The sequence below is a fragment of the Pseudomonas sp. GW821-FHT01E10 genome (genome assembly GCF_059422365.1).
The window spans coordinates 534,320-556,382 of sequence record NZ_JBWKWT010000002.1 but is presented as its reverse complement, the minus strand read 5'-3'; the positions used below and the strand labels follow the sequence as shown (position 1 = coordinate 556,382).

Below are 22,063 nucleotides of genomic sequence, written 5' to 3'. Positions count from 1 at the left end.
CCAGGTTCAGCCAATTCCCACTGCCACCGCACGAACGGTCCGGCTATAGTTTGCGTGCCGACGACGGCCCCACCCCGCACAAGGTGCTCCGGTATGACCCGATTGACCTCTTTGAACCCTTGGCTGGCGGCCGTTGCAGTCGCCCTTTGCGTGCAGTTACCGGCGCAGGCCCAGGAGCGTTTCACCCTCAGCATCCCCGGCGTTTCGGACAATCGGCTGTTCACGTCGGCGGAGGCCAGCGATGCCAGCGGTTGCGGTGGCAAGAATCAGTCTCCGGCCCTGAGCTGGAGCGCCGGCCCCCAGGGCACCCTCAGCTACGCCATCGTCATGCACGACCCGGACGGCCAGAAAGGCCTGGGCGTCGATCACTGGATTCGTTACGGCATCAAGGCCACGACGCGGCAGATCCCGGCCGGTGTCGGCACTAAATCCACCCTCGAAGGCGTGGGTGGCACCAACATCAAAGGCACCACCACCTACATCGGCCCGTGCCCGCCCATCGGTGACAGCACCCATCACTACATCATCCAGATCTACGCCCTGGACCTGGCGCCAGAAGCCTTGCCTGCCGGCCTGACCCGCGCGCAGTTGCTGGAACAGATCAAAGGCCATGTGCTGAAAAACAGCAGCGTGGTGCGGCGTTATCACCGCTGAAGATTTTTCACTTCGGCTTAACCCGAACCCGGCGGGCTGTCCGTCTCAGAGGATGAATGAGTCAATTTCCTCCTGAGGTCAGCCCCCATGTCCCTTCCTCTGCATGTCCTCCGCCCGGCCGCCCAGGGTTTCGCCGCCGGGTTGCTGCTGGCCGTTGCCGGTTGCGGCGGTTCATCCACACCAGCCTCTGAGACGGGCAACCCGGCAGCGGTTGCGCCTCCGGCTCAAAATGCGCCGAAAACCGAAGCATTGGTGCGCGAAGCGGCCATGGCGGACTCCGCGATGGCCAAGCGCAGCGCACGACCTGGTCCGTTGGTCGCTTTCGCGCCAGTGCCCGCGGGTGAAACTTATCCACAGGGCTACCGGGATGAACAGCGCGAGCAATATCAGGCGCTGGCGGATAACCCGGTTCACAGCGTGGCCGAAGCGCCGGTCTCGACCTTCAGCGCCGATGTCGATACCGGCGCGTACGCCAATGTCCGGCGCTTGCTCAATCAGGGGCGTTTGCCGCCGGAAGGAGCGGTGCGGCTGGAAGAAATGGTCAATTACTTCCCCTACGATTACGCCTTGCCCACCGACGGCTCGCCGTTCGGCGTGACTACCGAGTTGGCGCCGTCACCCTGGAACCCGCATACCCGATTGCTGCGCATCGGCATCAAGGCGTCTGATCACGCGGTGGCGGAACTGGCCCCGGCGAACCTGGTGTTTCTGGTGGATGTGTCTGGTTCCATGGACCGTCGCGAAGGCTTGCCTCTGGTCAAAAGCACCCTGAAATTGCTGGTCGATCAATTGCGCGAGCAGGACCGGGTTTCGCTGGTGGTCTACGCCGGAGAATCCCGTGTGGTGCTGGAGCCGACTTCCGGACGGGAAAAAGCGAAAATTCGTACCGCCATCGATCAATTGACGGCGGGCGGCTCGACCGCCGGCGCATCGGGTATCGAACTGGCTTACCAAATGGCGCAACAGGCGTTTATCCCCAAAGGCATCAACCGCATCCTGCTGGCCACTGACGGTGACTTCAACGTCGGCATCAGCGACTTCGACAGCCTCAAGCAAATGGCTGTGGATAAACGCAAGACTGGCGTGTCCCTGACCACCCTGGGTTTTGGTGTGGATAACTACAATGAACACCTGATGGAACAACTGGCCGACGCCGGCGACGGTAACTACGCCTACATCGACAACCTGCGCGAAGCGCGCAAAGTGCTGGTGGATCAACTCGGCTCAACCCTGGCGGTGGTGGCGAAAAACGTGAAGCTGCAGGTGGAGTTCAACCCGGCTCAGGTCAGCGAATATCGGCTGTTGGGTTATGAGAACCGCGCCTTGAAGCGTGAGGATTTCAGCAACGACAAAGTCGACGCCGGAGAAATCGGCGCAGGGCACACGGTGACGGCGCTGTATGAAATTGTGCCCAAGGGCGAGAAGGGCTGGCTGGAACCGCTGCGCTACGGCAATTCCGGGGCAGAAGTTTCCGCAAAAACCGGGGAATTGGCGATGCTGCGGGTGCGTTATCAGTTACCGGAAGGTGGGAACAGTCGCTTGATCGAGCGGCCAATCCTGAAGGGGGAGGCCGGTACACTCTCGGCCGCCAGCGATGACCTGCGCTTTGCCGCCGCCGTCGCTGCCTTTTCCCAGCAGCTCAAGGATGGGCGCTACACCGGTAATTACAGCCTGAAAGACACCGAAGCCCTGGCCCGTGGCGCACGGGGTGATGACCCGTTTGGCCTGCGTGGTGAGTTCGTGCAATTGGTGGAATTGGCGCAGAGCCTGCGAACCTCCACCGCCTCGAATCAACCGCCCAACGACAACCGGATAGAGTGAAAGCTGACATGTCCGATCCTGCAATCAGCTCAACCGCCAGCAGCGATGAATCGCTGCTGGCGCGCTACCGCTCTGGCGACGGACCGGCGTTCGAAGTTTTGTACGCCCGCCACCGCCAGGGCCTGTATCGATTCCTTCTCGGCCTCAGCGGCAAACCCGAACTGGCCGAAGAGGTGTACCAGGAAACCTGGCTGAGCCTGATCCGCAGCGCCAGTCAGCCACAAGGCCGGGCGAACTTTCGTACCTGGCTCTACCAGATTGCCCGCAACCGACTGATCGATCACTGGCGCAAACATGGTGTCCACAACCCCTTGCACGACAGCTATGACGAACAGGCCCACGCCCTGATCGACGACGCAGCCGACCCTGAACAACTGCTGAGCCTGAGCCGCGACGGTCAACGCCTCGAAACCGCCCTGCAAACCCTGCCCGCCGACCAGCGCGAAGTGTTCCTGCTGCGCGCCCACGGCGACCTCGACCTGCCACAGATCGCTACCCTCACCGAAACACCGCTGGAAACCGTGAAAAGCCGCTTGCGCTACGCCCAGCTAAAACTGCGTCGGCTGCTGGCCGAGGAGGTACTGACATGACTGACGCCAAACAAACACCGCCATCGTCCGACGATGAAGTGCTCAAGCATTTCCGCGACCACAGCAGCGGCGAACCACCGGCGCACCTCGACGCCTTCATCCTCGCCACTGCCCACCGCGAAGCCCCCGCGCCGAAGCCGAACCTGTGGCAACGCTGGCTCCGCGCCTGCCAACAGCCCCGTTGGCAAGTCGCGTTCGCAAGCCTCGTCGGCGTGGCCCTGATGCTGGCACTGGTGCAACGCACGCCCGAGCAATTGCCGAGTTACGACTTCGCACCTGCGCCGAAAGCGTCCGCACCGGCCGCCAAACAGGAAGCCGCTGCCCGCTTCCAGGCTACGCCCGCACCGGCTGCGCCGATGGCGGATTTTGCTGCACCGATGCAGCGCGAGTCGATCAACAGCGAAATGGCCGACGAAGCCAAACTCAGCAAACGCGCCGCCGCGCCGGTTAAGTCACTGGATGATCAATTACGTGAAGTGATGCGCCTGCAAGACGCCGGTCAGACCCAAGCCGCCGAAGCGCTGATGACGACATTGCACAAGCGCTTTCCCAAGGAAAACCTGGCGGCCAAACTCAAAGAAATGCAGAAAAAATGAGCTGAACAGCGGTCGCCGATTTGGCATCGACACCCGAAAGCGCGCACTATCAGCCCATAGCCGATGCGTTGGAGGATGCCGTGGCCCAAAAAATCGACCGCATCGCCCAAATGCTCAACTGCCCGGTGAAGGGTGAGGAACTGCGGCGAGCAGTGACTGAGAGTCGTAAGGAGTTTCTTCTGGCGAAGCAGGCAGAAGATGATCTTGAGGAAGACGTCCTTGATGATGAGTTGATCGAGGACGAAGAAGACGATGATGAATACGACGAGTTTGACTGGACGACAGAATGAAAAAACCGCTTTGGCGGTTTTTTTGTGCCCACAAAAAAGCCCCAGACCCTAAGACCTGAGGCTTTCTCGTATCTACATATGGTGCACCAGGCGGGATTCGAACCCACGACCCCTGCCTTCGGAGGGCAGTACTCTATCCAGCTGAGCTACTGGTGCAATGCGGGCGCCATGATACTCATATGCGCTGCGGGCGTCCATGCTGCTGAATCGTCTGCGTTTTTCCAAAGCGTAACCGGCGTTTGCTACGTTGATCAGAAAAAATAGGCAAATGCGGCGTTTTCGTTCTTTTTTTCGAACAGCCTATTGTCCTTTACCCCCTTTGATCCTAGGATTCGTTTGAGATTTCAAACGCTCTTGTCTGGGTGCTGAACCGCACGAGTTCGATCAGTGCGCTATTTATGTGCTTCAGCCCGGTGAATGATTTCCCTGACGGCAGCCTATAAGGCGCCTTTCTACAATCATAATTCGCTCCGCGCTGGCCGCGGTGCTGTTAAGGAAAGCCGACATGCAGCTTAAAGACACCCAGTTGTTCCGCCAGCAAGCCTTTATCGATGGCGCTTGGGTCGATGCGGACAACGGTCAGACGATCAAGGTCAACAACCCGGCAACGGGCGAAATTCTGGGTACTGTGCCGAAAATGGGCGCTGCCGAAACCCGCCGTGCGATTGAAGCTGCTGATAAAGCGCTGCCGGCCTGGCGTTCACTGACCGCCAAGGAGCGCGCGAACAAGCTGCGTCGCTGGTTCGAGCTGATCATCGAGAACCAGGATGACCTGGCTCGTCTGATGACCCTGGAACAAGGCAAGCCATTGGCCGAAGCCAAGGGCGAAATCGTTTACGCCGCTTCCTTTATCGAGTGGTTCGCCGAAGAAGCCAAGCGCATCTACGGTGACGTGATTCCGGGCCACCAGCCAGACAAGCGCCTGATCGTGATCAAGCAGCCGATCGGCGTGACCGCTGCGATTACTCCGTGGAACTTCCCGGCCGCGATGATCACCCGTAAAGCCGGCCCGGCCTTGGCCGCCGGTTGCACCATGGTGCTCAAGCCTGCTTCGCAAACTCCGTTTTCTGCTTTCGCCCTGGCTGAACTGGCTCAGCGTGCCGGTATTCCGAACGGCGTGTTCAGTGTGGTGACCGGCAGCGCCGGCGACATCGGCAGCGAGCTGACCGGCAACCCGATCGTGCGCAAACTGTCGTTCACCGGTTCGACCGAAATCGGTCGTCAGCTGATGACCGAGTGCGCCAAGGACATCAAGAAAGTCTCGCTGGAACTGGGCGGCAACGCGCCGTTCATCGTGTTCGACGACGCGGACCTGGATAAGGCCGTCGAAGGCGCGATCATTTCCAAGTACCGCAACAACGGCCAGACCTGCGTCTGCGCCAACCGCCTGTACATTCAGGATTCGGTCTACGACGCGTTCGCCGAAAAACTGAAAGTGGCTGTGGCCAAACTCAAGATCGGCAACGGTCTGGAAGACGGCACCACTACTGGCCCGCTGATCGACGAAAAAGCCGTGGCCAAGGTGCAAGAGCACATTGCTGACGCCGTCGGCAAAGGCGCCACCGTGCTGGCGGGTGGCAAAAGCATGCAAGGCAACTTCTTCGAGCCGACCATCCTGACCAACGTGCCGAACAACGCTGCCGTGGCCAAGGAAGAAACCTTCGGTCCATTGGCGCCGCTGTTCCGCTTCAAAGACGAAGCCGACGTGATCGCGATGTCCAACGACACCGAGTTCGGTCTGGCCTCGTACTTCTATGCGCGTGACCTGGGCCGTGTGTTCCGTGTGGCTGAAGCCCTGGAATACGGCATGGTCGGCGTCAACACCGGGTTGATCTCCAACGAAGTCGCGCCGTTCGGCGGCATCAAGGCGTCGGGCCTGGGCCGTGAAGGCTCCAAGTACGGCATCGAAGATTACCTGGAAATCAAATACCTCTGCCTGGGCATCTAGGCCCGAAGGGATAAGCCCGGCAAGGCATTGCTTCAAACGCAAAGGGCACGAGAGCGCTGTCCCTTTGCGCGCTTCAAACGGAATTTTCTCTGTGGCCGGGAACGCTGTGGCAGTCGATCATCGCATGCTGCCGTAGTTGCTTCCCCGCCGCTTAATCCTTGAACCACGCCGACCGATGAGCGGCGAATGAGGAATGTATGAGCAAGACTAACGCTGAGTTGATGGCCCGCCGTACCGCTGCCGTACCCCGTGGTGTTGGCCAGATTCACCCGATCTTCGCCGACCACGCGAAGAACGCCACCGTGACCGACGTTGAAGGTCGTGAGTTCATCGACTTCGCCGGCGGTATCGCCGTGCTGAACACCGGTCACGTGCACCCGAAAATCATCGCCGCCGTCACCGAACAACTGAACAAGCTGACCCACACCTGCTTCCAGGTGCTGGCCTACGAGCCGTACGTGGAAGTGTGCGAAAAAATCAACGCCAAGGTGCCAGGTGATTTCGCCAAGAAAACCCTGCTGGTGACCACCGGCTCCGAAGCCGTGGAAAACTCCATCAAGATCGCCCGCGCCGCCACTGGCCGTGCCGGTGTGATCGCGTTCACCGGCGCTTACCACGGTCGCACCATGATGACCCTGGGCCTGACCGGTAAAGTCGTGCCTTACTCGGCCGGCATGGGCCTGATGCCAGGCGGCATCTTCCGCGCGCTGTACCCGAACGAACTGCACGGTGTGAGCATCGACGATTCGATCGCCAGCATCGAGCGCATCTTCAAGAACGATGCCGAGCCGCGTGATATCGCCGCGATCATCATCGAGCCGGTGCAGGGCGAAGGCGGTTTCTACGTCGCGCCTAAAGAGTTCATGAAGCGTCTGCGCGCCCTGTGCGACCAGCACGGCATTCTGTTGATCGCTGACGAAGTGCAAACGGGCGCTGGCCGTACCGGCACCTTCTTCGCCATGGAACAGATGGGCGTCGCCGCCGACCTGACCACCTTCGCCAAATCCATCGCTGGCGGCTTCCCGCTGGCCGGTGTGTGCGGCAAGGCCGAATACATGGACGCCATCGCTCCAGGCGGCCTGGGCGGCACTTACGCCGGTAGCCCGATCGCTTGCGCCGCGGCCCTGGCCGTGATGGAAGTGTTCGAAGAAGAGCATCTGCTGGACCGTTGCAAAGCGGTTGGCGAGCGTCTGGTGACTGGTCTGAAAGCCATTCAGGCCAAATACCCGGTGATCGGCGACGTGCGTGCCCTGGGTGCGATGATCGCTGTCGAGCTGTTTGAAAACGGCGACAGCCACAAGCCGAACCCGGCTGCTGTAGCCGCCGTTGTGGCCAAGGCTCGCGACAAGGGCCTGATCCTGCTGTCGTGCGGCACCTACGGCAACGTTCTGCGCGTGCTGGTACCGCTGACCGCGCCGGACGAGCAACTGGACAAAGGCCTGGCGATCATCGAAGAGTGCTTCGCCGAGCTCTGATCCGTTTGTGAACTGATCGACAAAAAACCCGCTTCGGCGGGTTTTTTTATGCCCCTTGAAACACATCAGGGGCAATTGGGCTGTATCGAATGGCCAGCATTGACTAAGGTGCAAGCATTGCCGTTGGAGTGTGCAGATGACTGCTGTGGTGTTACCCGCTGTACCGCGAGTGTTGATTGCCGAGGCGGACCCCTGGTCCCGCGACCTGCTCAAGCAGGTGTTGTTGAATGTGCGCTGCGACGCACGGCTGGACCTGTGTGCCGATGGCCAGGAAACCCTGCAGCTGTTGGCAGAGAACCCTTATGACCTGGTGATCGTCGACTGGGAGTTGCCCGGCGTCGATGGCCTGAATGTGTTGCGCAGTGTTCGTCAGCGCAAACGTAATCCGCCGTTGCCGTTCATTCTGATGAGCAGCCGCAACGACAGCGCCAGCGTGCGTGAAGCCTTGCCCCTGGCGCCCACGGCGTACCTGACCAAACCCCTGGACATGGAAAACCTGACCCAGCGCCTGCAGGATTTACTGCTGAGCGCGGGTGAAGAGGTGTCCTGCGAAGTGCCGTCTCTGGCGCCGGGCATGACCTTGTCGGTGTATCTGGAGCGGCGGCGCGAACTGGCCGACGGCGCGCCGCTGATGACCGATGTGCAGGTGGCGATCAAACGTAGCCTCAATCCCGATGGCCTCGATCTGGTGCGGCTTGAAGACGAGATCCGCACGGATCCGCAAGTCACCGCCGTGCTGATCGCCGCCGCCAACAGCGCGGCCCAGCATCATGGCGCCGCCGTGCAAACCCTGTCCCAGGCGTTGCATCGCTTGGGGACCGGGCAAAGCATGAACCTGATTCTGGGCCTTGCCCTCAAACGCAGTGCCCGGCTCAGTGATCCGCAACTGGCGGACTATGCCGAGCGCTATTGGGAATTGTCCCTGCACACCGCTGAATACGCGCGAACGCTGGCGCGCTTGCTGGATCTGGATCAGGAGCGCTGTTATTGCGCGGGCATGCTGCACCGCCTCGGCGACCTGGCGTTGCTGCGCTGTTTGCAGGAGTGGAAGCAGGCCGGTGGTGAGCTGGATGAATGGGAGGAAGTCGGCGATGCCCTGGCCGAATTCGGCGCGGCCTACGGTTCGGCGCTGCGTACCCGCTGGCGCCTGCCGCTGGAGCTGCGTGAGCTGATAGCGGCGGTTTATCAGCTTGGTGGCGGGGTTTACTCCCGCGAAGCGCTGGTGATGAACATGGCCGCGCAACTGGCGCGCCTGACCGAGCATGAGGGGATCGAGGCATTGGCCAAGAGCCGCACGGCGCGGTTGCTCAAGATCGGATTGCCGGAGCTGATGCGCTTGCGCAAAAAATAGGCTTTGTAGATCGTTCCCACGCAGAGCGTGGGAACGATCTACATGGGCTCAGCCAGAGATTATCCGGTTCTTGCCCTGGCGCTTGGCCTGGTACATCGCCGCATCGGCGCGGGCGAACAGGCTGTCGAGGTTTTCATCCTCGGGCGTGAGGCTGGTCAGGCCCTGGCTGACGGTGATGCCGAACGTCTGGTCGTCATGGCTGAAACTCAACCGTTGAATCTCCCGTTGCAGGCGCTCGGCCACTTGCATGGCCATGTCCGGTGCGCATCCGGGGAACACCGCGGCGAATTCCTCACCGCCGATCCGCCCGAACAGATCACCACGCCGCAGGGCCGCGCGACCGCTCTCAGCGATGCGTTGCAGCACCTTGTCGCCTTCCGGATGGCCGTAGGTGTCGTTGATCACTTTAAAGTCATCGATGTCCAGCAGCAGGAAGGCCAGCGGCTTGCCTTGCTGGCGTGCCTGCTCGAATTCGTGATTGGCACATTCGAAGAAGTGTCGGCGGTTGCTGCTTTGGGTCAGCACGTCGGTGGTGGCCAGGCGGTGGAGCTCGGTTTCCATCTGCTTCTTTTCGGTGATGTCTTCGGCAATGCCGACGATGATCACCGGCTGGCCCGGTTCGGCCTGGCGGTTGATGAAGCACTTGTCGCTGAGCCAGCGCACTTGGCCGTCGGCGGCGATGATGCGGTACTCGCGGTCTTCAACGGCGCCGTTGACCAGCACTTGCGCCAGGCTGCGCTCGGCGTAGTCCAGATCGTCGGGATAAACACTGTCGCGCCAGTGGTTGTAGTCGGACAGCAACAGGCCGGCGGGGCGGCCGAAGATCCGGTCATAGGCCGGGCTGACGTAGAGCACCTGACGGGTTTCCCAGTTGAATGCCCAAAGCACGGCGTTGACGCTGACCAGCAGCGAGCTGAACAGCTGTTCGCGTTCGCTCAGGCGCGCCACTTCGCCCTGCGCATGCATCAGCGCCATCAGCGTTTGCGCGGCCTCGGGCCACTGCGGAAGGGATGTGTCTTGTAGGTTTTTATTGACCATCGGCACAAGTCTCAAAGGGCGTGCCGCTATTTCGACAGCGGCCAACACAAAGCCCGCCGGGGTGGCGAAGTGTCTTTGAGATAGGAGATTTGGGGCGAAGTTCCCGCTTTTCGTGGCGAGGGAGCTTGCTCCCGCCGGGCGGTATTGGCGACGCGTTTTTTCAGTTAAAACGCGTCGTCAGGTATTGCGGCTGCTGCGCAGCCGAGCGGGAGCAAGCTCCCTCGCCACAGGTGCGCCCCTGATTCAGGGTCAGGCAGTGGCGGGGCGCAGGGAGTAGGTTTTCAACTGGTCGGCGAAATCACGCAGGGATTGAATCCCGCTGGCCTCGGCCTCGTGTACCCAATCCTTGATGGCGGCCAGCATGTCGTGACCATTTGAGCTGGTCTTGACCCAGATCTGCTGCAGGGCCAGGCGTTTCTCGTAAATTACCTTCAGCGCCTGGCTGTGCTCGAGCATGGTCTGGATGCGCAGGTGGTGCTTGTCGTCCAGCAGGCTGGTTTCCCGCGAGAGCAGGCGTTTGGCCCGGTGGAACTGGTGGCGGACCGAGTGATCGACCTTTTCCAGCTCTTGCTTGACCAGAGGCGCGATCACCAGCTTGCGGTACTGGGCCATGATCTGGAAGCGGTTGTTGAGGATCGCCATGGCGGTGTCCATGTCCAGGTTGCCTTTGCCTTCGACACGATGGGCGATCGGCGCAACCCGCTGGACCTTGGCCAGGCGCAGGAAGCTGAAGACCTGGATCCAGGCCCAGCCGAGGTCGAATTCCCACTTCTTCACCGACAGTTTGGCCGAGTTAGGGTAGGTGTGATGGTTGTTATGCAGTTCTTCGCCGCCGATCAGGATGCCCCAGGGCACCAGATTGGTCGCCGCATCGCGGCATTCGAAGTTGCGGTAGCCGATGGCATGGCCCAGGCCATTGACCACGCCGGCGGCCCAGACCGGGATCCACATCATCTGGATGGCCCAGATGGTGATGCCAATGGTGCCGAACAGCAGCAGGTCGATGACGCCCATGATCGCCACGCCCAGCAGTGGGAAACGGCTGTAGAGGTTGCGTTCGATCCAGTCTTCGGGGCAGTTCTTGCCGTAGATGCGCAGGGTCTCGGGGTTTTCCGCTTCGGCGCGGTACAGCTCGGCACCTTTGCGCAGAACGGTGGACAAGCCCTTGATGACCGGGCTGTGCGGGTCATCGACGGTTTCGCATTTGGCGTGATGCTTGCGGTGGATAGCTGTCCACTCGCGGGTGTTCTGCGCCGTGGTCAACCACAGCCAGAAGCGGAAGAAATGTTTCAGGCCGGCATTGAGCTCAAGCGAGCGATGGGCTGAATAGCGATGCAGATAGACCGTGACGCCGACGATCGTGACGTGGGTCATCAGCAGGGTGACTGCCACCAGTGACCAGGGCGATAAGCCAAGAAAACCTTCGTACCACATAGCCTATAGGACCCTCGATAAAGAAAAAAACAGCCGTCGCATTATCACTTAGCCCACAGATAAAACCAGTCGCCCTTTCAGATAAGAGTGGCCGGATGTTTCTTTAATCTATAATTCCAGTCTTTTTTGTAGGGACATGGACGCTCGAATGTCAGCCACATATCGCGATGCCTTGCGTGCAGCGCTACTTTATCTGGTGCTTTCCGTAGTCTGGCTTCAGTTCAGTGGTTATTTATTGAACAGTTTCTTCGATAACTCCACCGACCTGCTGCGCTGGCAACTGATCAACGGTTATGCCTGGGTGGCCTTCAGTGCCGGGCTGATTTTCATCGCGCGGGCACGTTTGTTTCGCTGCCTGGGCGTCGGCGCCAAATTGCGTGAGCGTAATGCCGACCGGGAGCGTTTGCGACAGGCGGCCGCGGTGTTCGATTGCACCCGCGAAGGGGTGCTAGTCACCAATAACAAAGGGCTGATCGTCCATGTGAACCGGGCGTTCATGGAAATCACCGGCTACCAGTGTGAGGAAGTGCTGGGTCAACGACCGAGCATGTTCAAGTCGGGCCATCACCCGCCGGGTTTCTACCAGTCGATGTTCGCGACACTCGACAGCCTCGGCGAGTGGAGCGGGGAAATCTGGAATCGTCGCAAAAGCGGCGAGATTTACCCGCAATGGCAGACGATCCGCCTCGTTCATGACGATCAGGGGCGGCTCAGCCAGTACGTTGCGGTGTTTTCCGACATCAGTGCGATCAAGAACTCCGAGCATGAACTGACGCGCCTGGCCCACCACGATCCGCTGACCGATCTGCCCAATCGCCTGCTGTTTACCGACCGTGCCGGGCAGGCTGTGGCCTCGGCGCAGGCCCATAAGCGCGGTTGTGCGTTGCTGATGATCGACCTTGATCACTTCAAATTGATCAACGACAGCCTCGGTCACAGTGTTGGTGATCAATTGCTCAAGGGCGTGGCTGAGCGTCTGAACACCTTGTTCGGCCCGGGCATCACCCTGGCGCGGCTCAGTGGCGACGAATTTGCCCTGTTGGCTGAAAATTGCCCGCAACCGGGGCATGCCGCGGCGCTGGCCCAGCGGGTCATCGATGGTCTCAAGGAGCGGTTTCAGATTGACCGGCATTCGTTGTTCATCAACGCCAGTGTCGGCATCAGCCTGTTCCCCAGCGATGCGTTGAGCGCCGAGCAACTGTTGCGCAATGCCGACTCGGCACTGTTCAAGGCCAAGAGCGCCGGTCGCGACAGCTATGCCCTCTACACCGAAGAGCTGACCGCGCATGCCCAGCAACGTGTCGAGATTGCGTTCGAATTGCGCCGAGCACTGGAGCAGCAAGAGTTGCGGGTTTATTACCAACCCGTGCACGACCTCAAAACCAGCCGTCTGATCGGCGTCGAAGCCCTGGTGCGCTGGGAGCATCCACAGCGCGGGCTGGTGTCACCGGCTGAGTTCATCCCCATTGCTGAACGCACCGGGTTGATTGCCGAGATCGATGCCTGGGTCATGCGCCAGGCCTGTCAGCAAATGTGCCAGTGGCACGCCGCAGGCGTGGTGTTGTCGTTTGTTGCGGTGAACGTTTCTTCGCGCCTGTTCGCTCGCCGTGAGTTGTACCAGCAGGTGGCTCAGGTGCTGCACGACACCGGGCTGGATCCGGCGTATCTGGAGCTGGAAGTCACCGAAAGCGCGGTGATGGAGGATCCGGAAGTGGCGCTGGAGCAGATGCATCGCTTGCGTGAGTTAGGCGTGCGGCTGGCCATCGATGACTTCGGCACGGGCTATTCGTCGTTGCTGCGACTCAAGCGTTTACCGGTGCAAAAACTCAAGATCGATCAGGGATTCGTCGCAGGCTTGCCGGGTGATGAGGATGACGCGGCGATCGCGCGGGTGATCGTTGCGTTGGCGCAAAGCATGGGAATGCAGGTGCATGCCGAGGGGATCGAGCAGGTCGAGCAGGCCGCTTTCCTACTCGAGCACGATTGCGATCTGGGGCAGGGGTACTGGTTTGGGCGACCTGTACCGGCGGCTTCCTTGGATTGGGTTCGGGCGCCGGTGATTGGATGAGTGCCTGAACTGCTTCTTGTGGCGAGGGGGCTTGCCCCCGTTGGGGCGCGTAGCGGCCCCAAATCTTTGCGTCTGCTACGCAGCCGAACGGGGCGGTGCGGCGTTCCGACAAGCCCCCTCGCCACAGGGTTTTGTGTGGCCCTGAAAATAGTAGATCCCCCGCAATCCCTTGTCCCATCAAATAATGCATTCTGGTTATATAAACATTCTTAAATAGTCTTTTTAAGAATATCTGCGCCTATCTACTATTGCTCTCACGCCGTACGCAGTGCCCACCACTGCCAGGCATATCTCATTAAAGGAGCAGCACCATGAGCGCATCCCTACGCAGTGTTGACGGGCAGGACGAAGCCACCATTTTGCGCGAGATCCAGAGCGCGTTGCGCGATCTGCGCTTTGGTGCGGTGGAAATCACCGTGCACAACGCCCAGGTGGTACAGATCGAACGCAAAGAGAAATTCCGTTTGCAGCATCCGGGCAACAAGTCGAGCTGAAGCAAAGATCAAAAGATCGCAGCCTTCGGCGGCTCCTACGGGAGCGTCGAAGGCTTCGATCCTTGAGTCAGGCAACCCGTTCCAGACCATAAGAAAAAGCCACCACACCAAGAATTCCAGGAGCTTTCACCATGTCGTCGATTCGCCATTTTGCGTTGGCCGCCCTGGCCAGTGCCCTTTTTGCTGGTTCCGCGGTTGCCAAGGATTACGAACTGCTCAACGTGTCGTATGACCCGACCCGCGAGCTGTATCAGGACTACAACGCCGAGTTCATCAACTTCTGGAAGAAAGACCACGCTGGCGACAACGTGAAGATCCAGCAGTCCCACGGTGGCTCAGGCAAGCAGGGCCGGGCGGTGATCGACGGTCTGCGGGCCGACGTGGTGACCCTGGCCCTGGCCGGCGACATCGACGAAATCGCCAAGCTCGGCAAGAGCCTGCCGGCTGACTGGCAGAAGCGTCTGCCGGAAGCGAGCACGCCTTATACCTCGACCATCGTGTTCCTGGTGCGCAAGGGCAACCCGAAAGGCATCAAGGACTGGGGTGACCTGACCAAGAACGGTGTGGAAGTCATCACCCCGAACCCGAAAACCTCCGGCGGTGCACGCTGGAACTTCCTCGCGGCCTGGGCCTATGGCCTGAAAGCCAATGGCGGTAACGAAGCCAAGGCCAAAGAGTATGTGCAGACCCTGTTCAAGCACGTGCCTGTGCTGGATACCGGTGCTCGCGGTTCGACCATCACTTTCGTCAACAACGGTCAGGGCGACGTGTTGCTGGCCTGGGAAAACGAAGCTTTCCTGGCCTTGAAAGAAGACGGCGGCGCCGACAAGTTCGACATCGTCGTGCCTTCGCTGTCGATCCTTGCCGAGCCACCGGTGGCCGTGGTCGACAAGAACGCCGAGAAAAAGGGCAACACCGAAATCGCCGAAGCGTACCTCAAGCACCTGTACAGTCCGGCCGGCCAGGAAATTGCGGCGAAAAACTTCTATCGTCCACGTGACAAGGACGTAGCTGCCAAGTACGCCAAACAGTTCCCGACCCTGGAACTGGTGACCATCGACAAGGACTTCGGCGGCTGGAAAACCGCCCAGCCGAAATTCTTCAATGACGGTGGCGTGTTCGACCAGATTTACCAGGCGCAGTAGCCTGAAATAGATCTGCCAACGGGCCCCGATCTTGCCGTCGGGGCTTAGTGCGTTTTCAACCAAGGACTTTTATGTCGCGTCGTATCTCCCCCGTCATACCCGGCTTCGGGCTGACGCTGGGCTACACCTTGGTGTACCTCAGCCTGATTGTGCTCATTCCACTGGCGGCGATGTTCGTGCATGCCGCTCAACTGACCTGGGACCAGTTCTGGGCAATCATCTCGGCACCTCGGGTGCTGGCCGCGTTGAAGCTGAGCTTCGGCACCGCGTTGTACGCCGCGATCATCAACGGCGTGATCGGCACGCTGCTGGCCTGGGTGCTGGTGCGCTACACCTTCCCGGGGCGCAAAGTCATCGATGCGATGATCGATCTGCCCTTCGCATTGCCCACTGCCGTGGCCGGTATCGCGTTGACCGCGCTGTACACCCCCACCGGCCTGGTGGGTCAGTTCGCGGCGGACCTGGGTTTCAAGATCGCGTATACCCCCCTCGGCATCACCCTGGCGCTGACTTTTGTAACACTTCCATTCGTAGTACGTACGGTACAGCCTGTACTGGCCGATATCCCCCGTGAAGTGGAGGAGGCGGCGGCGTGCCTGGGGGCAAATCCGTTGCAGGTTTTCCGCCATATTCTGATGCCGGCGCTGCTCCCGGCCTGGCTGACCGGTTTCGCCTTGGCCTTTGCCCGTGGGGTCGGCGAGTACGGTTCGGTGATTTTCATCGCTGGCAACATGCCAATGAAAACCGAAATTCTGCCGCTGCTGATCATGGTCAAACTCGACCAGTACGATTACACCGGCGCTACCTCCATTGGTGTACTGATGCTGGTGGTTTCCTTTGTCCTGTTGCTGCTGATCAACTTGTTGCAGCGGCGCATCGAAACCCCATAAGGAGGCGCGAAAAATGTCCCAATCGTCTATTGCAGCGGCCTCCTCGAACGCCGCCCGCCGTGGCAGTGCAGCTTCGCGGCGAATCCTCATCGGTCTCGGCTGGCTGATCTTTGCGCTGTTTCTGTTGTTGCCGTTGTTCATCGTGGTGTCCCAGGGCCTGAAGCTGGGCCTGGGTGCGTTCTTCACCGCGATCTTCGAACCGGACGCTTTGTCGGCCCTGAAACTCACGGTGATTGCGGTGTTGATTTCGGTGCCGCTGAACCTGGTGTTCGGGGTCAGCGCCGCATGGTGCGTGAGCAAATATTCGTTCCGCGGCAAGAGCATGCTGGTGACCCTGATCGACTTGCCGTTCTCGGTGTCGCCGGTGATCGCAGGTCTGGTCTACGTGCTGATGTTCGGCGCCCAGGGCTTGTTCGGCCCATGGTTGCAGGATCACGACATCCAGATCGTCTTCGCCTTGCCGGGCATCGTGCTGGCGACGATTTTCGTCACCGTGCCGTTCGTGGCCCGTGAGCTGATCCCGCTGATGCAGGAACAAGGTACCCAGGAGGAAGAGGCCGCGCGTTTGCTTGGCGCCAATGGCTGGCAGATGTTCTGGCACGTCACCGTGCCGAACATCAAATGGGGCCTGATCTATGGCGTGGTGCTGTGTACCGCGCGGGCCATGGGTGAGTTCGGGGCGGTGTCGGTGGTGTCCGGGCACATTCGCGGGGTGACCAACACCTTGCCGCTGCACGTCGAGATTCTCTACAACGAATACAACCACGTGGCCGCGTTCGCCGTGGCGAGCCTGTTGCTGATCCTGGCGCTCTTCATCCTGCTGCTCAAGCAGTGGAGCGAAAACCGTATTAACCGCCTGCGCGCCAGCGCCGCGGAGGAATAAGTCATGTCGATCGAAGTGCGTAACGTCAGCAAGAACTTCCACGCGTTCAAGGCGCTGGACAACATCAGCCTGGACATTCAAAGCGGCGAACTTGTGGCGCTGCTGGGGCCGTCCGGCTGCGGCAAGACCACATTGCTGCGAATCATCGCCGGCCTGGAAACCCCGGATCAGGGCAACATCGTGTTCCACGGCGAAGACGTTTCCGGCCACGACGTGCGTGATCGCAACGTCGGTTTCGTGTTCCAGCACTACGCCTTGTTCCGTCACATGACGGTGTTCGACAACGTTGCGTTCGGCCTGCGTATGAAGCCGAAAAACCAGCGTCCGAACGAAAGCCAGATTGCGGTGAAAGTCCACGAACTGCTGAACATGGTGCAACTGGACTGGTTGGCCGATCGCTACCCGGAACAACTCTCCGGCGGCCAGCGTCAGCGCATCGCGTTGGCCCGCGCCCTGGCGGTGGAGCCGAAAGTGCTGCTGCTCGACGAGCCTTTTGGTGCACTCGATGCCAAGGTCCGTAAAGAACTGCGTCGCTGGCTCGCGCGGCTGCACGAGGACATCAACCTGACCTCGGTATTCGTGACCCACGACCAGGAAGAAGCGATGGAAGTTGCCGACCGGATCGTGGTGATGAACAAGGGGGTGATCGAGCAGATCGGTTCACCGGGCGACGTCTACGAAAATCCGGCCAGCGATTTCGTCTATCACTTCCTCGGCGATTCGAACCGTCTGCATTTGGGCGAAGACCGGCACGTACTGTTCCGTCCACACGAAGTGTCGCTGTCGCGGCATGAACTAGAAGACCACCACGCCGCTGAAGTGCGGGATATTCGTCCGTTGGGCGCCACCACGCGGGTGACGCTGAAGGTCGAAGGCCAGAGCGAGTTGATTGAAGCTGAAGTGGTGAAGGATCACGACAGCCTGGTTGGATTGACGAAGGGTGAGACGTTGTTCTTCAAACCCAAGGTCTGGCAGAAAGTCGCCAACATTTAAGGGCCAAAGCATCGCGAGCAGGCTCGTTCCAGCAGTGGATTGGTGTTGACCACAAACTCTGTCGGCAACCCAAAGTCCTTGCTCGCGATGGCGTCTCCAAGAACACCCCACCCAATCTGTAATAACACCAACTGACCTTGCTTCGATCGGTTCTACCCCCGTGATTTTTTTGCCTCAAACCCTACCTAGACTCTGACTTGCCAGGAGGCAGTGAGAGTCCATGACGGACCGGTGTTATCTCCTGGCGCCCTGATGCCAAGGAGATAAAGCATGAGAATGGAAGTCAGTCGGCATGGCCCGTTTGGCTGTGCCTTGTTGAGCGCTTTGTTGGGCTCGTCCGCCATTGCCGCCCCCTCACTGTCGCCGCAGATACCCTTTGATGTCACGGTTACCCAACCGGTTTCTCTGCCCAGCCTGCAGGCCGATTTCGATGACTTGTCGTGGCAGACCTTCATCGCCCTGAGCTGGCCGGCGCTGGACAATGGCGATCCAAATACCGGCACCCCCATCGGCAAGCAGGATGGGGCCACGGTGTGGGAAAGCTGGAAAGAGAGCTACCAGATATTCCGGGCCAAGGGCCAGACACCGCTGCCCTGGAATGCCCCGGAAACCCTCCCCGAAGCGTGCAAGTCGCTCAAGCCTGGTCGTCTCCTGCAGCAAATGGGCAAGGTGCCCGATGTGCTGAATGAGTTTATCCAGCCCTTCGAGAGTGGCCCGCTGGTGGATCAGAACGGCGTCTATACGCGCAACGAAATCGTGGTCAACCAATCGATGTTCGACGGGATCGTCAACAACGGGCTGTACAGCATCGAAGGCCAGCAGAAGTTTTTCGCAGCGAGCCCGAGCAACGCCGTGGCTTTCAGCTGTGGCTCGGCTGAGACGAAGCAGGTCGGTGCGGTGATGGTGAAGGCGTCGTGGAAAGTGCTTGGCCCCAATGATCGCCGACAGGATTTCCACACCGTCGATGCACTGGTCTATACACCGGGCAACAACGATCCGAGTCATGGGCCGATTGTCGAGGAGTCGTGTGTATCCGAGCCGGTCGGGCTGGTGGGGTTGCACATCGTTCATAAGACCGCCAATGCCGCGCAGTGGGTCTGGTCAACCTTTGAACATGTGAAAAACGTACCGGAGAAATCCACGCCTCCTGAGCAGCGGGTGGGCCCGTACCTGTTCTACAACGTCAACAGCAAGAGCGACGTCAACCAGCCTCCGCCACGGCCGTGGAACCCGGCAGTCAAGGCGACGCCCTCGCAGATCGAGCGTGACGCGCCGCTGACCGACGCCACCAAAAAGCTGAACACCACGTACCAGGCCCTGCTGCGAACGGTCAATCCGCAGAGCGTGTGGGCGAACTATCAATTGATCAGCACCCAGTGGCCGTCAGCCCCTCCACAGCCCAATTGCCAGATATCGGCGACCAACCCACTGGGCAGTCCCGCGCCCTTGTTCCTGGCCAACGCCACGCTGGAAACCTATATCCAGGGCACCGTGCCCCTGGCGTCTTCCAGCTGCATGGCGTGTCACGGCAATGCGGCCACCCATGTCACCGAATCCCCGCGCACCAGCTTCGCGGATTTCACCTACCTGCTTGAACGCGCACAGTCCACGGGTGGACAAGGAGTCAGCCATGAGCAGTGATCTGCAAAACTTCATTGGCCTTTCATCGGCCCTCACCGGCATTCCCGCTGATCGACTGGCGCCGGCCATCGACCAGGTGGGCTTACCGCCGATCTTTCTCGAGTTCATCACGCCGCGCATCACGCCTGATGTGCTCAACGCCTTGCTGACTCAGTACGCCACGATGGCGGCGGACCTTGAGCCTCCGGACCGGATCGCCCAGGCGGTGCTGATGGATGGGGCGCAACCGGCGACCACGCAAACCGCCCGAGCAGCGCGTTCAATCATGAAACTGTGGTTGTTGGGTGTCTGGTATCAGCCCTATGCCACCGGGAGCTACAAATCGACCGACTCGATGGTGGTGTCCGATCAGGCCTACATCAACAGCTGGGCCTGGAAAATTGCCCAGGCCCATCCCATGGGATACAGCGAGATGTTTTTCGGCTATTGGAACACCACGCCGCCGAGCCTTGAGGATTACACCGGGGTACCCGCCAGCGGACAGCAAGGAGCCTTGTCATGAGTACCGAACAAGCGGACGTAGTGATCGTTGGCGCGGGGCTGGCCGGCAGCATCATCGCTTATCAACTGGGCATGGCTGGGGTGGATGTGCTGGTGCTCGAATCAGGCCCGGAAATCCCGGCCAACCGTGCTCAATACCTGGAGCGCTTCTATACGTCCACGCTGAAAACCCCCGAGGCCCCTTACCCACCGGTGACGAGCCTGGACACGCCGCGTGATCCGGCCAACGAGAACGCCCCACGTGCGACCATCGCCGATTTGATCCTGGGCTGGGACAAGCCGGCGATCAGCTACCTGGTGCAGAAAGGCCCGATGCCCTTCACCAGCACCTATGAACGGGTCGGCGGCGGCACCACCTGGCATTGGGTAGGGACATGTCTGCGCATGGTGCCGAACGATTTTCGCCTGAAATCAAAATACGGCGTCGGGGTGGACTGGCCTATCGGCTACGACGATCTGCAAAGTGCCTACTGCCGGGCCGAGGCGGAAATCGGCGTGGCGGCCAATGTCGCCGACCAGGCCTATCTGGGCATGACCTTTCCCGAAGGTTATTCATTCCCGATGCATAGCATTCCGTTGTCGCTGGTCGATGGCAGTTTTGTCACGGCCGTGACGGGGCAGATGTTCGACGGCTTGCCGCTGGTGGTCAGTCCGACGCCCGCCGGGCGCAATTCCCAACCTTACGCGGGGCGCCGGGTGTGTGCCGGCAACACCAACTGCACACCGATCTGTCCGATCCAGGCCAAGTACGATGCGACAGTGACAATGAACAAGGCCCTGGCCACCGGCAAGGTCAAGGTGTTGTACCGAACCGTGGCGAGCAAAGTGACCGTCGGGGCGGACAGCAATATCAACGGTATCGAATTCATTCAGTATCAGCTTGGCGACGGCCCGGTCACTGGAACCGGCGTCGCTATCGGGCAGCGTTATGTGATCGCCGCCCATGCCATCGAGACACCCAAGTTATTGCTCAACTCGGTCAGCGATGCCTGGCCCAAAGGTGTGGCCAACAGCAGTGGACAGGTGGGACGCAGCCTGGCCGATCACCCGATCTACCTGGCATGGGGGCTGATGCCTGAAGGCAAGGCGGTTTTTCCGTACCGGGGTCCTCTGTCCACGGCGGGCATCGAGAGTTTGCGTGACGGTGACTTTCGCAAATCTCGAGCGGCGTGGCGCATCGAAATCGGTAACGAGGGCTGGAACTGGCCGGCCACCGATCCTTACACCACCGTGGCTGACTTCATCGACGGGGCGAATCACAGTCAAACCAACCCGCTACCGCCGGCCTTGAAACCACAGCAAGTGCTCTATGGGACAGCATTGGTTCAAAAGCTCAACGACTTGTTCATCCGTCAGTTCCGGATCGCGTTTCTGGTGGAGCAGGTCGAGGACGATCCCGATCACCCCACGTGTTACATCGTGCCGTCGACCGAGTACAAGGACCGGCTCGGCATTCCCCGGCCGGAAATTCACTATGACCTGTCCAAATACACCAAGGAGGGCTTCAAGCAGGCGAAGAAGTTGGCGACTCACATCATCACCGAACTGCTCGGCGCGGTGGAGCTGACGAAGCCTCTCACGCCCGGGACGTTCACCTATGACAATGAGCCCTACAGTTTCCAGGGCGCCGGACACCTGATGGGGACCTATCGCATGGGCGATGATCCAACCAAATCGGTCGTCGACAAATACCAGCGCAGTTGGGACCACAAGAACCTGTTCCTGGTGGGCGATGGTGTCTTCCCCAGCACCGGCACTTCGAACCCGAGCCTGACGATTGCTGCGTTGTCGTTCCAGGCCGGGGATACGCTGGCCAACGACCTGAAGGCTGCGACGGTGGAGGTTCTGGCCAATCTGCCCTGGCAGGGCACCGGTGTACAGATCAACGGTCTGGTTCCACGTCTGGCTCGTTGTGTCCTTGGCTTATGGTGCGCCAGCCCGGAGGGTAATTGGGTGGATGGAAAGGGCAATCCGAACTACATCGCCAAGTTCGGCTATACGCTGATGGGGGCCGCCGAAGGTGCTTTGATCGGCCGTGTTGGTGACTTTGGCATTCCCTTCCTGATCGGTGATCTGGCGCAGATTCCGGCCGGCCAGCAAGGCGAGCTGCAGTTGTGTATCAATGATGACCTGCTAGGCCTCTACGGTGCGGGTTTGAAGGACAACCTCGGTGCACTGACGGTTCGGGTCGAGTTCGGCACGCTGTGAAACCTGGAGCGGTAACGGTATCAATCCGTTACCGCTCTTTTTC

At 60.2% G+C, this 22,063-nt stretch carries 19 protein-coding genes and 1 tRNA gene; 17 read left to right on the top strand and 3 right to left on the bottom strand.

Annotation, left to right across the window (positions count from 1 at the left end):
• Positions 1-93 precede the first annotated feature (93 nt).
• From AC07V0_RS06265 to AC07V0_RS06245, 5 genes are all read left to right on the top strand, one after another.
• Positions 94-654, top strand: coding sequence for a YbhB/YbcL family Raf kinase inhibitor-like protein (locus AC07V0_RS06265; protein ID WP_018929375.1), 561 nt, complete (start codon positions 94-96; stop codon positions 652-654).
• 87 nt (positions 655-741) lie between these two features.
• Positions 742-2,475, top strand: a complete 1,734-nt coding sequence (locus tag AC07V0_RS06260; RefSeq protein ID WP_495019522.1) for a vWA domain-containing protein — start codon at positions 742-744, stop codon at positions 2,473-2,475.
• 8 nt (positions 2,476-2,483) lie between these two features.
• Positions 2,484-3,065 (top strand): RNA polymerase sigma factor, encoded by a 582-nt coding sequence (locus tag AC07V0_RS06255; RefSeq protein WP_495019521.1) that lies wholly within the window; start codon positions 2,484-2,486, stop codon positions 3,063-3,065.
• Positions 3,062-3,661 carry a hypothetical protein gene (locus AC07V0_RS06250; protein WP_495019520.1) on the top strand — a complete coding sequence of 200 codons (600 nt, stop codon included), beginning with the start codon at positions 3,062-3,064 and terminating at the stop codon, positions 3,659-3,661. The genes AC07V0_RS06255 and AC07V0_RS06250 overlap by 4 nt, the downstream gene beginning before the upstream one ends.
• Positions 3,662-3,681: 20 nt before the next feature.
• The gene (locus AC07V0_RS06245; RefSeq protein WP_219731001.1) at positions 3,682-3,951 is read left to right on the top strand and encodes a hypothetical protein; all 270 of its coding nucleotides are present in this window, start codon (positions 3,682-3,684) and stop codon (positions 3,949-3,951) included.
• Between the two features lie 79 nt (positions 3,952-4,030).
• On the opposite strand, the gene AC07V0_RS06240 is transcribed toward AC07V0_RS06245, so the two are convergent.
• Positions 4,031-4,107, bottom strand: a tRNA-Arg gene (locus AC07V0_RS06240).
• Positions 4,108-4,456: 349 nt separating this feature from the next.
• On the opposite strand from AC07V0_RS06240, the gene gabD reads away from it, so the two are divergent.
• From gabD to AC07V0_RS06225, 3 genes are all read left to right on the top strand, one after another.
• Positions 4,457-5,899 carry an NADP-dependent succinate-semialdehyde dehydrogenase gene (gene gabD / locus AC07V0_RS06235; protein ID WP_495019519.1) on the top strand — a complete coding sequence of 481 codons (1,443 nt, stop codon included), beginning with the start codon at positions 4,457-4,459 and terminating at the stop codon, positions 5,897-5,899.
• Between the two features lie 197 nt (positions 5,900-6,096).
• Positions 6,097-7,374, top strand: coding sequence for a 4-aminobutyrate--2-oxoglutarate transaminase (gene gabT / locus AC07V0_RS06230; RefSeq protein WP_305424248.1), 1,278 nt, complete (start codon positions 6,097-6,099; stop codon positions 7,372-7,374).
• A 136-nt stretch (positions 7,375-7,510) separates the two neighbouring features.
• A complete protein-coding gene (locus AC07V0_RS06225; RefSeq protein WP_138866612.1) occupies positions 7,511-8,725 on the top strand; it encodes a response regulator in 1,215 nt (404 codons plus the stop codon).
• A 48-nt stretch (positions 8,726-8,773) separates the two neighbouring features.
• Here AC07V0_RS06225 and AC07V0_RS06220 read toward each other — a convergent pair whose 3' ends face one another.
• Complete coding sequence (locus AC07V0_RS06220) at positions 8,774-9,763, bottom strand: GGDEF domain-containing protein (protein WP_018929367.1); 990 nt, start codon at positions 9,761-9,763, stop codon at positions 8,774-8,776.
• 249 nt (positions 9,764-10,012) lie between these two features.
• Positions 10,013-11,197, bottom strand: coding sequence for a delta-9 fatty acid desaturase DesA (gene desA / locus AC07V0_RS06215; protein ID WP_018929366.1), 1,185 nt, complete (start codon positions 11,195-11,197; stop codon positions 10,013-10,015).
• Positions 11,198-11,345: 148 nt separating this feature from the next.
• Between desA and dibA the strand changes: the two genes are divergently transcribed.
• The 9 genes from dibA (at position 11,346) to AC07V0_RS06170 (ending at position 22,020) form a co-directional block, all read left to right on the top strand.
• On the top strand, positions 11,346-13,265 hold the full coding sequence (gene dibA, locus AC07V0_RS06210) for a phosphodiesterase DibA (protein ID WP_192350743.1): 1,920 nt from the start codon (positions 11,346-11,348) through the stop codon (positions 13,263-13,265).
• A 311-nt stretch (positions 13,266-13,576) separates the two neighbouring features.
• Positions 13,577-13,759, top strand: coding sequence for a sulfur starvation response protein OscA (gene oscA / locus AC07V0_RS06205; RefSeq protein ID WP_018929364.1), 183 nt, complete (start codon positions 13,577-13,579; stop codon positions 13,757-13,759).
• A 131-nt stretch (positions 13,760-13,890) separates the two neighbouring features.
• Complete coding sequence (locus AC07V0_RS06200) at positions 13,891-14,904, top strand: sulfate ABC transporter substrate-binding protein (RefSeq protein ID WP_018929363.1); 1,014 nt, start codon at positions 13,891-13,893, stop codon at positions 14,902-14,904.
• 71 nt (positions 14,905-14,975) lie between these two features.
• Positions 14,976-15,794 carry a sulfate ABC transporter permease subunit CysT gene (gene cysT / locus AC07V0_RS06195; RefSeq protein ID WP_018929362.1) on the top strand — a complete coding sequence of 273 codons (819 nt, stop codon included), beginning with the start codon at positions 14,976-14,978 and terminating at the stop codon, positions 15,792-15,794.
• 13 nt (positions 15,795-15,807) lie between these two features.
• Positions 15,808-16,677: a sulfate ABC transporter permease subunit CysW gene (cysW, locus tag AC07V0_RS06190; protein WP_007941037.1), complete on the top strand. Its 870-nt coding sequence runs from the start codon at positions 15,808-15,810 to the stop codon at positions 16,675-16,677.
• 3 nt (positions 16,678-16,680) lie between these two features.
• A complete protein-coding gene (locus AC07V0_RS06185; protein WP_018929361.1) occupies positions 16,681-17,670 on the top strand; it encodes a sulfate/molybdate ABC transporter ATP-binding protein in 990 nt (329 codons plus the stop codon).
• A 270-nt stretch (positions 17,671-17,940) separates the two neighbouring features.
• Positions 17,941-19,311 (top strand): cytochrome C, encoded by a 1,371-nt coding sequence (locus tag AC07V0_RS06180; protein ID WP_495019518.1) that lies wholly within the window; start codon positions 17,941-17,943, stop codon positions 19,309-19,311.
• The gene (locus AC07V0_RS06175) at positions 19,301-19,813 is read left to right on the top strand and encodes a hypothetical protein (protein WP_019581704.1); all 513 of its coding nucleotides are present in this window, start codon (positions 19,301-19,303) and stop codon (positions 19,811-19,813) included. The genes AC07V0_RS06180 and AC07V0_RS06175 overlap by 11 nt, the downstream gene beginning before the upstream one ends.
• A complete protein-coding gene (locus AC07V0_RS06170) occupies positions 19,810-22,020 on the top strand; it encodes a GMC family oxidoreductase (RefSeq protein ID WP_495019517.1) in 2,211 nt (736 codons plus the stop codon). The genes AC07V0_RS06175 and AC07V0_RS06170 overlap by 4 nt, the downstream gene beginning before the upstream one ends.
• The last annotated feature ends 43 nt before the right edge of the window (positions 22,021-22,063 follow it).

What these genes read in the sequence shown, in the direction of transcription:
- AC07V0_RS06265 (WP_018929375.1), top strand. Translation starts at nt 94, where the DNA reads ATGACCCGATTGACCTCTTTGAACCCTTGGCTGGCGGCCGTTGCAGTC.
- AC07V0_RS06260 (WP_495019522.1), top strand. Translation starts at nt 742, where the DNA reads ATGTCCCTTCCTCTGCATGTCCTCCGCCCGGCCGCCCAGGGTTTCGCC.
- AC07V0_RS06255 (WP_495019521.1), top strand. Translation starts at nt 2,484, where the DNA reads ATGTCCGATCCTGCAATCAGCTCAACCGCCAGCAGCGATGAATCGCTG.
- AC07V0_RS06250 (WP_495019520.1), top strand. Translation starts at nt 3,062, where the DNA reads ATGACTGACGCCAAACAAACACCGCCATCGTCCGACGATGAAGTGCTC.
- gabD (WP_495019519.1), top strand. Translation starts at nt 4,457, where the DNA reads ATGCAGCTTAAAGACACCCAGTTGTTCCGCCAGCAAGCCTTTATCGAT.
- gabT (WP_305424248.1), top strand. Translation starts at nt 6,097, where the DNA reads ATGAGCAAGACTAACGCTGAGTTGATGGCCCGCCGTACCGCTGCCGTA.
- AC07V0_RS06225 (WP_138866612.1), top strand. Translation starts at nt 7,511, where the DNA reads ATGACTGCTGTGGTGTTACCCGCTGTACCGCGAGTGTTGATTGCCGAG.
- AC07V0_RS06220 (WP_018929367.1), bottom strand. Translation starts at nt 9,763, where the DNA reads ATGGTCAATAAAAACCTACAAGACACATCCCTTCCGCAGTGGCCCGAG.
- desA (WP_018929366.1), bottom strand. Translation starts at nt 11,197, where the DNA reads ATGTGGTACGAAGGTTTTCTTGGCTTATCGCCCTGGTCACTGGTGGCA.
- dibA (WP_192350743.1), top strand. Translation starts at nt 11,346, where the DNA reads ATGTCAGCCACATATCGCGATGCCTTGCGTGCAGCGCTACTTTATCTG.
- oscA (WP_018929364.1), top strand. Translation starts at nt 13,577, where the DNA reads ATGAGCGCATCCCTACGCAGTGTTGACGGGCAGGACGAAGCCACCATT.
- AC07V0_RS06200 (WP_018929363.1), top strand. Translation starts at nt 13,891, where the DNA reads ATGTCGTCGATTCGCCATTTTGCGTTGGCCGCCCTGGCCAGTGCCCTT.
- cysT (WP_018929362.1), top strand. Translation starts at nt 14,976, where the DNA reads ATGTCGCGTCGTATCTCCCCCGTCATACCCGGCTTCGGGCTGACGCTG.
- cysW (WP_007941037.1), top strand. Translation starts at nt 15,808, where the DNA reads ATGTCCCAATCGTCTATTGCAGCGGCCTCCTCGAACGCCGCCCGCCGT.
- AC07V0_RS06185 (WP_018929361.1), top strand. Translation starts at nt 16,681, where the DNA reads ATGTCGATCGAAGTGCGTAACGTCAGCAAGAACTTCCACGCGTTCAAG.
- AC07V0_RS06180 (WP_495019518.1), top strand. Translation starts at nt 17,941, where the DNA reads ATGAGAATGGAAGTCAGTCGGCATGGCCCGTTTGGCTGTGCCTTGTTG.
- AC07V0_RS06175 (WP_019581704.1), top strand. Translation starts at nt 19,301, where the DNA reads ATGAGCAGTGATCTGCAAAACTTCATTGGCCTTTCATCGGCCCTCACC.
- AC07V0_RS06170 (WP_495019517.1), top strand. Translation starts at nt 19,810, where the DNA reads ATGAGTACCGAACAAGCGGACGTAGTGATCGTTGGCGCGGGGCTGGCC.